16 protein-coding genes are annotated in these 13597 nt (G+C 48.8%); 7 read left to right on the forward strand and 9 right to left on the reverse strand.

Annotated elements, in window-relative coordinates:
- Positions 1–215 precede the first annotated feature (215 nt).
- The gene (locus tag BWI93_RS02750) at positions 216–662 is read right to left on the reverse strand and encodes a helix-turn-helix transcriptional regulator (protein ID WP_141217329.1); all 447 of its coding nucleotides are present in this window, start codon (positions 660–662) and stop codon (positions 216–218) included.
- Between the two features lie 122 nt (positions 663–784).
- Between BWI93_RS02750 and BWI93_RS02755 the strand changes: the two genes are divergently transcribed.
- The 3 genes from BWI93_RS02755 (at position 785) to BWI93_RS02765 (ending at position 2600) form a co-directional block, all read left to right on the forward strand.
- A complete protein-coding gene (locus tag BWI93_RS02755; RefSeq protein ID WP_094808643.1) occupies positions 785–1318 on the forward strand; it encodes a hypothetical protein in 534 nt (177 codons plus the stop codon).
- 90 nt (positions 1319–1408) lie between these two features.
- A complete protein-coding gene (locus tag BWI93_RS02760; protein ID WP_094808644.1) occupies positions 1409–1945 on the forward strand; it encodes a type II toxin-antitoxin system VapC family toxin in 537 nt (178 codons plus the stop codon).
- A gap of 106 nt (positions 1946–2051) precedes the next feature.
- Complete coding sequence (locus BWI93_RS02765; protein WP_094808645.1) at positions 2052–2600, forward strand: DUF4385 domain-containing protein; 549 nt, start codon at positions 2052–2054, stop codon at positions 2598–2600.
- Positions 2601–2666: 66 nt separating this feature from the next.
- On the opposite strand, the gene BWI93_RS02770 is transcribed toward BWI93_RS02765, so the two are convergent.
- Genes BWI93_RS02770 through BWI93_RS02775 form a run of 3 tightly spaced genes read right to left on the reverse strand, consistent with a single transcriptional unit; the run spans position 2667 to position 3753 of the window.
- The gene (locus BWI93_RS02770) at positions 2667–3296 is read right to left on the reverse strand and encodes a PD-(D/E)XK nuclease-like domain-containing protein (protein ID WP_176454107.1); all 630 of its coding nucleotides are present in this window, start codon (positions 3294–3296) and stop codon (positions 2667–2669) included.
- Entirely contained in the window at positions 3293–3463 is a 171-nt protein-coding gene (locus BWI93_RS27620; RefSeq protein ID WP_158242700.1) for a hypothetical protein, read from the reverse strand. The genes BWI93_RS02770 and BWI93_RS27620 overlap by 4 nt, the downstream gene beginning before the upstream one ends.
- A 14-nt stretch (positions 3464–3477) precedes the next feature.
- On the reverse strand, positions 3478–3753 hold the full coding sequence (locus BWI93_RS02775) for a hypothetical protein (RefSeq protein ID WP_094808647.1): 276 nt from the start codon (positions 3751–3753) through the stop codon (positions 3478–3480).
- Positions 3754–3902: 149 nt separating this feature from the next.
- Here BWI93_RS02775 and ruvB point away from each other — a divergent pair, with 149 nt between their 5' ends.
- Positions 3903–4931 carry a Holliday junction branch migration DNA helicase RuvB gene (gene ruvB, locus BWI93_RS02780; RefSeq protein WP_094808648.1) on the forward strand — a complete coding sequence of 343 codons (1029 nt, stop codon included), beginning with the start codon at positions 3903–3905 and terminating at the stop codon, positions 4929–4931.
- Positions 4932–5606: 675 nt separating this feature from the next.
- Here ruvB and BWI93_RS02785 read toward each other — a convergent pair.
- The 3 genes from BWI93_RS02785 to BWI93_RS02795 form a co-directional block, all read right to left on the reverse strand.
- Positions 5607–5858 (reverse strand): hypothetical protein, encoded by a 252-nt coding sequence (locus BWI93_RS02785; RefSeq protein ID WP_094808649.1) that lies wholly within the window; start codon positions 5856–5858, stop codon positions 5607–5609.
- 50 nt (positions 5859–5908) lie between these two features.
- Positions 5909–6928 (reverse strand): hypothetical protein, encoded by a 1020-nt coding sequence (locus tag BWI93_RS02790; protein ID WP_094808650.1) that lies wholly within the window; start codon positions 6926–6928, stop codon positions 5909–5911.
- Positions 6929–7123: 195 nt separating this feature from the next.
- The gene (locus tag BWI93_RS02795) at positions 7124–8443 is read right to left on the reverse strand and encodes a M23 family metallopeptidase (protein WP_094808651.1); all 1320 of its coding nucleotides are present in this window, start codon (positions 8441–8443) and stop codon (positions 7124–7126) included.
- Between the two features lie 144 nt (positions 8444–8587).
- On the opposite strand from BWI93_RS02795, the gene BWI93_RS29345 reads away from it, so the two are divergent.
- From BWI93_RS29345 to BWI93_RS02805, 3 genes are read left to right on the forward strand one after another with little or no spacing between them, the layout of a single operon-like run.
- The gene (locus BWI93_RS29345; protein WP_369679083.1) at positions 8588–9760 is read left to right on the forward strand and encodes a GDSL-type esterase/lipase family protein; all 1173 of its coding nucleotides are present in this window, start codon (positions 8588–8590) and stop codon (positions 9758–9760) included.
- Positions 9761–9783: 23 nt separating this feature from the next.
- The gene (locus BWI93_RS29350) at positions 9784–10887 is read left to right on the forward strand and encodes a glycoside hydrolase family 28 protein (RefSeq protein WP_369679084.1); all 1104 of its coding nucleotides are present in this window, start codon (positions 9784–9786) and stop codon (positions 10885–10887) included.
- Between the two features lie 55 nt (positions 10888–10942).
- On the forward strand, positions 10943–11281 hold the full coding sequence (locus tag BWI93_RS02805; RefSeq protein ID WP_094808652.1) for a cupin domain-containing protein: 339 nt from the start codon (positions 10943–10945) through the stop codon (positions 11279–11281).
- Positions 11282–11529: 248 nt separating this feature from the next.
- Here BWI93_RS02805 and BWI93_RS02810 read toward each other — a convergent pair whose 3' ends face one another.
- Positions 11530–12081, reverse strand: coding sequence for a TlpA disulfide reductase family protein (locus tag BWI93_RS02810; RefSeq protein ID WP_094808653.1), 552 nt, complete (start codon positions 12079–12081; stop codon positions 11530–11532).
- 113 nt (positions 12082–12194) lie between these two features.
- Positions 12195–13448 carry a sodium:proton antiporter gene (locus tag BWI93_RS02815; RefSeq protein WP_094808654.1) on the reverse strand — a complete coding sequence of 418 codons (1254 nt, stop codon included), beginning with the start codon at positions 13446–13448 and terminating at the stop codon, positions 12195–12197.
- Between the last annotated feature and the right edge of the window lie 149 nt (positions 13449–13597).

A 13597-nucleotide genomic window follows, 5' to 3' on the forward strand; every position in this document is an offset into this window, starting at 1 on the left:
TGACTTTGCCCGTGACCATCATTTATACCGGGCAGAAACGCTGACGGACTCAGCGATGCACCGGATTGTTTCCAAATACTATAACCGCTTACCGGAGCCCGAAGTGGTATCATTACCCGAACCAGTGAAGCAATTGGGCTCGAGTGCTGCTTAAACGTGAACTAGAAAGTCCGCCTGTGAAAAAAGATAGGTGCAGGAGAGAAGAGGCGGACTTTCTAGGAAAGCGTAACGTTTTCGTTAACGGGCTTAAGTCGATTAATCACGTCACGTAAAACGATGATTTGTTCTTTCAGTAGAGCAATCACTTCATCACGGTCACTGACCTGTTTTTCAAGGAATTGAATTTGTTTTTGTAGTAATTCCACGCCGAGTAAGGGGCCTTCCGTTTCCGCATTAATGCTTTCAGAAGGTACTACAGGCGTAAGCGTGATGTACGTCTGACCCGTGCCACGAAGTAACCAGTTACAGTCCAGGTCATGGTAAACCGTGGCAATGGAAGTAAGGGTATCGTAGCTGGGCTGCGTTTTCCCCTTAAGAATCGAGTACAATTTAGCGGGTTTCGAAAACCCTAGTTCCTGACTGAAACGATAAGGCGTCAGCTTCTTGAGCTGGATGAGGTGAGAGAGTCTTTCGTAGATAGTCGTCATTGAAGATGATTCCATAGTGATGCAAGAGTTGTTGTGGCGTGCAGCAAAAGTAGTCAATCGTTTTTTAAATTCTTGCGTCAACTGCTCAACAAATTTTTGATGTTTCTAAAATAACGGGAATAGTTCCTGATTCTGAAATGATCAAACTTCATTCTGAACCGATACTGGGCCGCTTGTCCTCGCAACCTTCGGTGGAGCACCAATTGTTGCAGGGCCTGACATCCCTGAGCATACGTCAGGCAGCTACGCCTTCGGCAAGTATGCTGGAATTATATGAACACTTACGGGAAAATTCCACCTTTGGTACAGCCTGGCGTTTTCCCAAGTGTAGTGAAATCGGGCGAAAGCTGGGAAAAGATACGGTAGTAAAGCTTTTGTGCGTAACCCTGGCTGACTTATCGATAGCTGCTCAGGCAGACTGTCGGTTGTTGCCCGCTCAGATTAGCTCGCTGGCCGAAGAATTGGCTCAGCAGTTTCCCTACGAAAGTTACCGTGAATTTGTGGTGGCGTTTAAGGAAGTACGTTCACGCGTGAGTCGTTGGCGTAGACCGTTAAGCCGTCGCCGTATTGTTCAGCTTTTGCACAGTCACTTTGAGCGGCGGGCTGAATATCTGGAACGTTTTCATGGCAGTTTTTCCGAGAAAAATACGGCCTACCCCCAACGGGCCTAGTCTATAGATTGTTTTAACTAACTGAGTACCAAAAAGAAGTAAGCCATGCCTTCAAAAATAACCCCATCGCCGGTTCTTCCCGTTGAAGCAATGGCTTCAGTCGCTAGTCGTTCGCGTAAAGTAACGAAGGTGCCTAAAGATCTTATTGAAAAAGTTTCGCCGCAGGTTTGGCAGGAAGTTCAGGCCCTCAAGCACGAGTACAAAGAGCCTAAACGCTGGCCAACGCGGTTGCTACTCGATACACCGACGCTGGATTATCTCATTCGTGACGCGTACCGCCTTTCTCAAACGGCCGTGGTTGCCATTAACGAGCCGGGTACGGTGTGTTTCGTTAGTGAATGTTCCTGGCTCGAGCTGGCTGAAAAAATGAAACAGGGCTTGTACGGAATCCGGGTCAACTTTGGTGAGTTCATGCAACAGGTCATGAATCACTATAAGTTACAGTTACTACCTATGGATGCCCAGGCCCTTGAAAAATACCGTAATCTGACGGCTCTGACCGCCCCGACAAAACGCATTACCTGCGGCTGGCTGGCTGCTCAGGCCCTGGCAACCGGAGCAACGCTGATTTCCCCCGACGGCCATTATGAGTTATACCGTTCGCAGGGAGTGAAACAGCTTTGGTAAGCCTTGCAGCAAATTGTTTATTCTACCCACCTATACCTAACTAGGCCCGGTCTGTTTCAGGCTGGGCCGCTTTTTTTGCTAGGCAGGGTATCAGCCTTTAGGAAAAATGGAAAAGAAACCGTCGAAAAAAGCCTTTCAGTATGATCTGGACTTTCGGAAAACCAATTTTCGGGAGCATCCGGAATTGTATCGCGTAGGCGTAGGAGAGCAGGGGGTATTGCTAGTCGAACCCTATAAATCAGAAATCCTGCCCCTGTGGCGATTTCGGACCGAAGCCATTGCTCAGGAATCGGCGGAAGCGATTTATAAAAAATTTGAAACGTATCTGGCCGAGCAGGATTTTGTGGGAGCAGATATGGCCCGGAAGTATTTACAAATGGGCTTTACGCGAGCCCGACGATACGCCAACCATGCCAGCGGAAAAAAGTACACGGAACAGGAAAGCGATTATGAACCCGAAACCCGGGCGTATCCGTATTCTTCCGGAAGTATTCACAAGAAAAATCCGCTCCGTCCGCAGGAGGAAGATGCGTTGACCAGCGAAAAAGCAAAGGCCGCCACGGTCTTTAAAGCGTACTGGGATCAGGCCCGTCAGCACCCGGAATACCTGAAGCAAAAAGAAGCCTTTAACGAAAAGTACGTAAGAGGGAAGTAGCCGAAGTTGAAAATCTTCCCGAAAGCCCTAAGCCTTCGGGAAGAACGATCGAGCGATCGTTGATAATCAGGCAACCAGACGCCAGGGCTCACCCTGATTGAAATCAAAGTTTACTTCTTTCCAGGTTTCCAGCAGAAACTGATACTTCTTACGACCCTCTGCCAGAAATTCCGGCGTTGTTTCAAACCAGAAAATATCGTACGGTTCTTTCTTCTGAACGCCTACGAAAATAAACTGCTTCCCCGTACCTCCCAGGCTATCCAGATAAAAGGCCGCCTGCCGGTCATATTCCAGATTATGACACTGACTGATAAAGTCCTGATACGAACGGGCTGAAGTAGTCTTCAAATCCAGTACGACCCGGTTTTGATACACCATATCCAGACGAGCCTTGCAGAGTAAATCCGTAGCCGAATCCGTAAATAACTGAGCGTGCTCCTTTTTGGAGTACTGACGGTACCAGTTAAACGCTTTATGGGAACGCAGATTCTTCTCTAGTAAAGCCAGTCGTTCCTGGTCTGCGGTATGTACCTCAATTTGCGGAACGTTCGGCTCCAGTAGCGTTGCGTGCAAAGCCCGGCCAAAAGTGGCAGTACGGGGAGGGATATACGATTTCTTACCAAATAAGTAATCCCGAAAGCGGCTTAGGTCGCTATTCGAGATCCGGCGAAGCTGCCGGTAACTTTCTTCATTCATTTTCGTCTCCATTGCTGATATAATTCCAGTCCCTGTGAAGTAGCCTGCGATAATTCGCGGGCCGTAAGTTTACAATCCCGATAGATCCTCATTCCCTCGGGCGTCAAGTGCCCATGCCGGGCTACGTCCTGACGAATACAGAGCAATGCGAATGATTTATTAGACATACGGGTGGCTGAAATTAAGAGGCAATTTTACCCGGCGTGAATGGAATTTCGTCGGCCACTTTCGGAGCCATATTGCGTAACAACGCCTCGGTCTGATTGAACGCGTGGGCGTACGCAGCGGCTGAAGTAGGTACGCAGCCATAGGCGTACAACATACCGGGCCAGTACCGAAGCCGCTGAATGGCCGGACACTCTTCCCGGTACGCCACGATCGTTACAAAACCGTCTTCCTGACGGAAAAAATGTTCGCCATCGGGCGTCTGATAGAACAAATCTCGTTGAATAATCATCGCGTGGAATGGTCAATAGTTGATATACAAATATACATAAATAGTTGAATAATTGACTCAAAAAAATAGATTTTATTTCAGTTTTTTACTTTTAATGCTGGCAACTATGCAAATGTTTGGGTATATTTGAATAAAAAAGATAATCACCGATGGAAGAAAATATTGTTCGTCAGAAAACGGTGAAGGATGCCGATCGGGAATTTGAACGGGCGTTGCGTCCCCTCTCGTTCGACGACTTTACGGGTCAGGAAAAAGTGCTGGAGAACCTGAAGATTTTCGTTCAGGCGGCGAAGCAACGCGGCGAAACGCTCGACCATGTATTGTTACACGGACCTCCGGGTCTGGGCAAAACGACGCTCTCTCACATTCTGGCTAACGAGATGGGAGCCGGACTGAAAGCAACCACTGGACCCGTACTGGAAAAGCCCAGTGATCTGACGGGCGTGCTAACTACCTTACAAATGGGCGACGTACTGTTCATTGATGAGATTCACCGGCTCAATCCTGTGGTAGAAGAGTACCTGTACTCGGCCATGGAAGATTACCGGATTGATATTTTGCTCGATTCCGGGCCTAACTCCCGAACCGTACAAATCGGTTTAAATCCTTTTACTTTGATTGGAGCCACGACGCGGGCGGGGCTGCTTACCTCACCGTTACGGGCCCGGTTTGGTATCAACTGCCGACTGGAATACTACGACGCGGATTTGTTGTCCAGCATTATTACCCGTTCTTCGACCATGTTGGGTACGCCCATCGAGCCGGAAGGAGCCATGGAGCTGGCTCGCCGGAGTCGGGGTACGCCGCGGATTGCCAATAACCTGCTGCGTCGTACGCGTGACTTTGCTCAGGTCCTGGGGAATGGAATCATTACGCGGGATATAGCCTCGCTGTCTTTGAAAGCCCTGGAAGTAGATGAGGGAGGGCTGGACGAAATGGACAACCGGATCCTACTGGCGATTATTGAGAAATTCAAGGGAGGTCCGGTAGGTCTTTCCACCATTGCCACGGCTATCGGGGATGAAGCGGAGACAATTGAAGAAGTATACGAACCGTTCCTCATTCAGGAAGGATACCTAATGCGTACACCCCGGGGTCGGGAAGCTACCGAAAAAGCGTATCGTCATTTAGGTTTTGATTTTCCTACAAAGACAAACGCCTTTCAAATCGCTGCTTAAAAAGGATTTTGAAGCTTAGTAGTAATCTGAATTTCAGGAAAAGAACAGGTAAAAAGAGTTGGTATTACCGACTCTTTTTTTTGTATCACCTGAGCTGATTTTAAAAGATTGAATTACCAGAAATGTAAATTTAATCAAACATAAACCAGACAGGTAATTAAGGATTTATTAGGAAATTATACCTAACATAAAAGACGAAGTATTGAAAACTAGTATGAGGCTTAAATAATGATAGTTCATTAAGTCATACAAGCCTTATCAATCATTAAAATGTTCAGCGTATAAATGTATGAATATAAAGCAGAGCCTCAATAACCGTATTTTTTTAAGTTTAATTTAAAAATTGATCATTGATAACTGCTACGAATAGAAGCTGATTGCCTACTTTTGCACGTCTCCTTTTAAACAGGAGATTTAATTGAAGTAAGTTTGGCGGCTTAGCTTCAATTTATGTAAAGTAGAAGCGTCGATGTTTTTAATATCGACGCTTTTTGTTTGAAAAAAAGAGGATAATAGATTCTGAAAAGAAGAAGATTAGAGTACTAATAAAAGCAAATTAAATTTTTTCAAGAATCTAAAAGGATCAACAAATAAGAAAATAAAGTAAGGATTAGTGGGCTGGATTTTATTCGCCACCAGCCGTACGCTAACAGGTACGGCTGGCGATTCATCGTCTTACGCTCGGTTGGTCGTTTCGCTTAAGACTACGGGTAAATCCAACAGGCGGGCCACTCGCATTTCGGCTTCTCTGAATTCACTTTCTGTACAGGGATCGCAGGCCAGTTTGCCCAGCGTGTCCGGACGCATACGAGTCCGTTCAACAAGCGGATTAAACTCATACAAACAGATAATCTTCACTTCGTCACCCTGGCATTTAAAATACTGGCCACCGCCTTTTGATTTCATAAAAATGGTTTCCTGAGTCATGGCTGTTAACTGGGTTGAGTAGGGTTACAATCTATTTCGGGTTTACTTGCTCAGGCCGCAATCTGGCCTGATAACGGAAACAACCGTGTATCTATCTCGGGCCGAATCCGCTCGGTAAAACGTCTTTGAACAAAACTGTTCTGTAAGTATTCGGGCAACGTAGCCAGAAACTCACGGTACGCCGCTACACCCATCGCTTTCACTACATACGCTTCGTGTACGGCGTTGATATGGTCCACGATGTCAAGCAGACATACATTGAAAAGCTTAAAATCCAGGTCAATATTCACGAAACGTTCTATCTCGCGATTCGTAGAGGAAATCCGGAGTCGCGAAAACAAATCCAGAAACGTTGTTAAACCAACCCGGTCGGAGAGTTCCTGCCAGTTTCGCTGACTGAATTTTTCCAGAATCTTACCCGTACGTTCACTCCGTAAAGCAATAGCAGGGTTGGTCTGTAATTTCTGCCGCAGCGAACGGAGCTGTAGGGTCCGCGTCGTACGCAAAAACTGTCCTACCTGAGCCTGAGCTTCAAAGGGAGTATCTGCCAGTAATAAACCCGGTTTCCGATGCCCACGCGGCAGTCGGTGCACGTGGTAATGATCCAGCGGACCGTCGGCGTAAAAGCTTAGGTAACGGGGGTAGTATGAATTAGCGACCAGTCGACTGGTACGTCGGCGAATGTTCATCTCGTCGTTGGTCAGTACGCCCTGCGTAGCCAGAAACGCCCGCAGGCTATACCACACGCAGTAATAGGCCTGGGGGAAGGTCCAGTGTAAGGCATTCGACAGAAACGAGTCATCACCCATGGAGGCTGTATTCCGCAGTGCATATTCGGTATTCCAGGCATTCAGTAACATCCGCTTGGTCATGTCCAGACTTGCCTCGTTCATACGGGGAGCGTAGGTACGGAATCGATCCAGATCAGCTAATTTGCTATTCTCTTCCGTATGCCGGATGTGGTAGTGAATACCAAAAAAGTGGTTCAGAAAAACGCGGGCGGCAATGGACTGTTTCCACTGCTCGTCCTCTTCCTGATGTATCGCTAAGGACTGATTATTTTCTTGCATTTTTTCAAGGAGGCTTATGGATTAATAGAACATCCTTTACTAGACTTATGTTCCTTAAAGATAATTATTTTGTAGGAGATAGTAATCTGATAATCAATATTTTAATACTATATTTTTTGCGATTTTGAAATATTTTTCTGACTTCAAAAAAACAGGATTCTGGCGGGTCGAATCGGACGCTTATTCAAGCGAAAATCAGAGCGTTTTTACGTCAGAAATCGTCGGAATCCAGCCCCGTCGTCCGTCCGACAAACGAATGAATTCGTGGGCGGCAGCAGTGCCCAGTACGTCGATAGTCGTTCCTTTAGGAAGTGTATCCGCTACGGCTTCCGTGAGGTTTTCCCGGAAGATTCCCATCGTCGTAAGTTTCCGTCGACTGAGCCGTTTATCCGTAGGCTGAATACTGCTGGCGAGTACATACCCTCGCTGCCCTTCGGGGGTCTGGACCCGGAAGTATCCCTTGGTGGCCGCTTCCACCCATACGATCGCGTGTCGGGGCAACCGTTGTCGGGTCGTACGCGACGGGGGCAAACTACTGAAGAGGGCGGTCGCTTCCCGGGTTCGCAAGGTATCCGCGGATCGTTTGGAAACCGTAGCGGCGGGCAATTCCGGGGCCTGTACGTACGGGAGGGGATCAACCGCCCCGCCTGAGCGATAGATGCCAAAATGCAGGTGTGGAGCCGTCGTGATGGCGTTGCCCGTATTGCCAACCGTTCCCAGCGTATCGCCCGCTCGTACGCGTTGCCCGGACTGAACCAACTGCTGGTCGAGGTGAGCGTAGTAGAGCGAGAGATTCAAGCCATCGGCGGAAAGATGAACGACGTTACCTCCCAGCGGATTCGTACCCGTGCGAGTGATGTAACCCGGCACCGAAGCCAGTAGGGGCGTACCGCGAGGAGCAATCACGTCAATTCCCTCATGTGAGCGGGCTCCGCCATCGCGGGCGGCTCCCCAGAAACTAATAATGTGTTGGGCGGATTTCCCGGCAACGGGGAAAGCCAGCAGGGGTTCCGTCCGTAAACGAAGCGAAAACTCACCTTCGGATTGTGAAAGCTGCGGTTGCAGGCGGAGCAAAAGCGGCGTATCGTCCGTCGCCTCCCAGCGGAGGATGCGGTTTTTCTCCGATACATATGCCAGACGTTGAGGGGAGGCATTTTCCCGGAGCTGAAACAAGTCGAGAAAGTACAGACTATCCGTACTGTTCAACTGAACTTCCAGCCGCCGACCCGCGGGTAGGGTAAACTGGTACGTAAACACCCGCTGACCACCCGCCGGGAATACGCCGTCTTCCCGAAACGGCAGTGAAACAATCAACGAATCGCGAAGGGCCGTTTCGCCCGCATGAAGCCATTGCTGTACGGCTTCTGTTTCGAGCATGCCCTGTTTGCGTAAGGTACGGACGTAGGTGTCACGGGGAGATTGTTCACCCAGGAGTGCCTGAATGACGGTGCTTGGCTTATTGCAGGCACTCAGCAAGCCAAGCAGCAGCAGCGTGACCAGTGTATATGATTTCATAGCTATACTTCGGAATAATCAGACGGGTATTCCAGAAAAGAGAATGCCAGAGAAAAGGGCCAAAATCAGGGTGGTTTTTCGGGTCAGGCTAGGGATGCGTTCACCGGATCGCGTCTTTATAGCGAATGATGCTGTATCGATGCTATGAAGAAAATCCTTGTTTTTGCCAGTTTGCTGGTTAGTCTCTCGTTTCAAACCCTCGATTCCCGGAAGCAGGTCTTCCTGATTGGCGATTCGACCCTGGCTACTAAACCGAATCCACAGGACCCCGAACGGGGTTGGGGACAAATGCTGCCCGAATTTCTGGATGAGACCGTAGTGGTTCGTAATCACGCCGTTAACGGTCGCAGTACGAAAAGTTTCATTAACGAAGGTCGCTGGAAGAAGGTGCTGGACGAGCTGCACGCGGGGGACTGGGTACTAATTCAGTTTGGGCACAACGATGAAAAAAAGGAAGATTCCACCCGATATGCCGATCCGCAAACGACGTACCGCGAAAACCTGACCCGTTTTATTCGGGAAACGAAAGCGAAGGGAGCACATCCCGTACTGATTACGCCCGTGATGCGTCGCCGGTTTGACGAAAAAGGAACGGTTCAGGATACGCACGGCGACTATCCGGCGGCCGTAAAAGCCGTGGCTCAGCAACAGAACGTACCTCTGGTGGATTTGCATCAAAAAAGCCGTCAATTGCTGCAAACCATGGGCGTAGAACCCTCCAAACGCCTGTTTTTGTGGTACACGCCCGGCTACTTTGCCAGTCGGCCCAAAGAAGTGAAAGACGATACGCACTTTTCGGCGTACGGGGCTGCTCATATGGCCGCTCTCGTGGCCGATGGCCTGCGGGAAGAGAAAACGGAATTGGCCAAAGCTCTGAAAAAGAGTCCATTTCAGGAAAAGCTGGCCTACGAACTTCCCCAGATTTATCAGCCTGTTTTCCGGAAAGATACCTTTCGGATTGAAAACTACGGAGCCAAAGCTGACGGACAGACCCTAAATTCTATCGCCATCAATAAAGCCATTACAACCTGTAGCGAAGCCGGTGGCGGCACGGTACTGATAGCCTCGGGCTTGTGGTTAACGGGACCAATTGTCCTGAAAAACAACGTCAATCTGCACCTGCAACGCGGAGCTTTGTTGCAATTCAGCGATCGTAAAAGTGATTATCCCTTGGTAAAAACAACCTGGGAAGGACTGGACGCCATTCGTTGTCAGGCTCCCATTAGTGCTACCGACGTACACGACATTGCCATTACGGGCGAAGGTTTTATCGATGGAGCCGGAGATGGCTGGCGAGCCGTGAAAAAAGCAAGTTAAACCCGCCCGCCTGGGAGAAACTCGTGGCCTCGGGCGGTGTTGTAGACGGGGAAATCTGGTACCCGTCCGAGCAGTCACTCAAAGGGGCTAAAGTGAAAGGAGCGGTAAGTCTGGCGAATGGCTTTGATTTCAAGAAGTCCGAAGAAATCCGGGATTTCCTGCGGCCCAATATGCTGAGTCTGACGCGTTGCCAGAACATTCTACTTGAAGGCGTTACTATTCAAAACTCACCTGCCTGGTGTGTACACCCGCTTTTATGTCAGGATATTACGCTGAAAAACGTGACGGTACGGAATCCCTGGTACGCTCAGAATGGCGACGGACTGGATCTGGAATCCTGCAAAAACGCTCTGATCGACGGCTGCACCTTCGACGTAGGGGACGACGGCATCTGTATCAAATCAGGCCGCGATGAAGAGGGTCGCAAGCGGGGAGTACCGACCGAAAATGTTATCGCCCGCAACAGTACGGTCTTTCACGCCCACGGCGGTTTTGTAGTAGGAAGCGAAATGTCGGGTGGTGCCCGGAATCTATTCGTATCGAATTGCTCGTTTCTGGGAACGGATGTCGGACTGCGGTTCAAAACTACGCGTGGCCGGGGTGGAATCGTGGAGGATGTATTCATCTCCGATATTCAAATGACCCGCATTCCCGGCGAAGCCATCTTGTTTGATATGTACTACATGGCAAAAGATCCCGTTCCGCAGACGGGCGACAAATCCGATCCGTTGCCGATCGAAGCCAAGCCCATCAATGAAGGTACGCCGCAATTCCGTCGGTTTTTCGTTCGGAACGTGGTTTGTAAAGGGGCCGAAACGGGAATCCTCGTACGGGGTTTGCCAGAAATGAATATTCAGGATATTCTGATTGAAAATTCCGTAATCGAATCCAATAAAGGATTGGTTTGTATTGAAGGACAGCGTATTACGTTAAAGAATGTACAGCTACTGAGCAAACAGATGCCAGTCATGCAGGTACAGAATAGTCAGGCGATTACACTGGATCGGATCGGGTATTCGCCTGCTTCTTCGCTCTTACTGAAAGTTTCGGGAGACCGTTCGAAACAGGTCGAATTGTTACATACGGATACTTCCAAGGCTAAAAAAGTACGGGAAGACGCTCGCTAAGGCGGACCTTCTGGATAGGAATGCCTTTCTTTGAGGCCGATTAACTCCGAGAATTATGGATCCGAAAGAATTACGTTTTGTGAAAGCTGATGACCTCTCCTGGGAAACCGTAGGTGAAGGCTTACGTCGGAAAGTACTCAGCTACGATTCCAGTTTAATGATGGTTAGGGTGGATTTCGAGCGGGGAGCGGTAGGAACGATTCATCAGCATCCGCATACGCAGATGAGCTACGTGGAAAGCGGTGTATTTGAAATCATCATCGGCGAAGAACGTCAGATGCTACAGAAGGGCGATGCCTACTACATTCCGCCCCATATGCCCCACGGAGCCGTGTGCCGCGAGCCGGGGGTACTGGTGGATGTATTCACACCGATGCGGGAGGACTTTGTGTAAATGCCACGGGTACCCGTGCAAATACCAAGGGTTGCTCCCATGGCTAGTTGTATGGAACTCCTTCGGAGTTTGTAATTTCAACCCCGAAGGGGTTCAAACTGATTAGCCCCGCATGCAATGCGGGGTATTATTTGCACCAGTCGTATGCCAACCCCGGAGGGATATACCCCCACATACAATGCAGGGACCCCATAGAAAAAGGGATACGGAACACCTTCCGTACCCCTTTTTCTATGTTCAAACAATCCTTACTTCGGTAATAAAGAAGTCAGGTGAGCTACAAACTCATCACTGTTATAATTAGCCATCCCTTCGTTCCGATCCACAATCTTGCCGTTGGCATCGATCACGAACGTTACAGGAATCGCCTGTGTTTCAAACGCTTTCGGTAGCGGTCCGGTAGGAGCGTACACGGGAAAGGAATACCCTTCTTTCTTGATAAAATCACGGGCGGCCTGAAGCTCCTCGTCTACGGTCAGCATCACAAATTCTACCGGTTTGCCCTGCATTTTTTTGTACAGCTTTTCAATGTCCGGCAACTCTGCCCGGCAGGGAGGACACCAGGTTGCCCAAACGTTCATGAATACGACTTTTCCTTTCAGGTCCGAAAGATTGATCGTTTTGCCGTCGAGCGTTTGTAGCGGAAAATCACCGGCTTCGGTTGTAGCCGTTTGAGCTGATTCTGCGGTCTTATTTTCGGTGTTTTCGGCCTTGGGTGAACTCTGACAACCCGTCAGAAACAACCCGGTAGTACAAAAGAGCATCGCTAATACCGACACCGTACTTTTTTTCAAGTTCATGAAACCTCTATTTATTTTTTAATCCAGTCTATCGCCCCAAAGCAGTTTTCTATTCAACATGCTTCTTGCGTAAAGATAAGCAAACCCTACGGCTTCCGGGCTATCCTGGGTGATTACATCGCATCGACGGGCTGAGGATGGGTAGGCTTGGTTAGCTTGCCAATGGTAAGGCCCTGGGCGATGAGTGAGAATACCACCACGAAATAGGTGATGGATAGAAATAGTTCATTGTTTAAGTGACTGTCAATGGAAAGGGCCAGAGCTACGGAAACACCACCGCGAAGACCACCCCAAACCAGAATCACCATCGATTGACGGTCGAGTTTTTCCCGAAACGGAATAATGCGGGAAGGAACGGCGATGGAAATCCAGCGAGCCAGCAGCACAATCACGATGGCAATCGTACCCACCAGCCAGTATTTACCCAAATCAGGGATCAGAATCAGTTCAAAGCCAATGAGCAGGAACAGACAGGCATTCATGATTTCATCAATCAGTTCCCAGAATTTTTCCAGGTAATCCTGCGTAATTTCCGACATCGCCTGCGTTTTTCCGTAGTTCCCTACCACCAGACCAGCCGCCACCATCGTCAGCGGACCAGAAATGTGTATGGCCTGGGCCAGCAGATAACCACCCATGACCACAGCCAGCGTAATCATAACGGATACTTTATAGTCATCGATACGTTTCATGGATTTGGAAGCAATAAAACCCAGAATGAGACCGACCAGCAGACCACCGACTGCTTCCTTTACGAGTAATAACGAAATAGAGGCTAGTGAAAATTCCGTACTGCTTTCGCGGGCCATTTCCAGCAACGTCAGGAAAACAACGACGGCTACGCCATCATTAAAGAGCGATTCACCCGCAATTTTGGTTTCCAGAGATTTAGGAACACCCGCCGCTTTTAGAATACTTAGTACCGCAATGGGATCGGTAGGGGAGATCAAAGCTCCAAAGACCAGACACTGAATGAGCGGAATATCCATATGTAAAAATCCCAGCGTAAGGTAGAGCAATCCGCCCACGAGTAAGGTAGATAGAATAACGCTGATGGTGGAGAATACAATGACGTACCGTTTTTCTTCCCGCAAATCACCAATGTGAATGTGAATGGCCCCGGCAAAGAGCAGGAAGTTCAGCATGGCTCCCATGAGAATCTCTTCGAGGTTGGCTCCTTTGATAAAGCGGGCGGCATCATCGAAAAAATGCGGCCAGAAGCGTCCAAAGCCTACCAGAAAAACGGAAGAAACCAAGGCCATCACCATGATACCGATAGTAGCCGGCAACCGTAAAAACCTAAGATTCAGGTAGGAAAAAATAGCGGAGACAACGATAAGAACGGAGAAGGTGTAATATAATTCCATAGATACAAGGACGTTGGTATGTCTTAAAAAGTAACGTAGACGCTAGAAAGATGTTTTTTCGGGCGTACAGAATCCAGCCCTTTTAGGATTAGAAAATTTTAATGTCCGGTTGCATAACTATTTCTTTAAAATCCTTGCCAGATGCCGTA

Source organism: Siphonobacter sp. BAB-5385 (assembly GCF_002261125.1).
In the GTDB taxonomy this organism is placed as follows: Bacteria; Bacteroidota; Bacteroidia; order Cytophagales; family Spirosomataceae; genus Siphonobacter.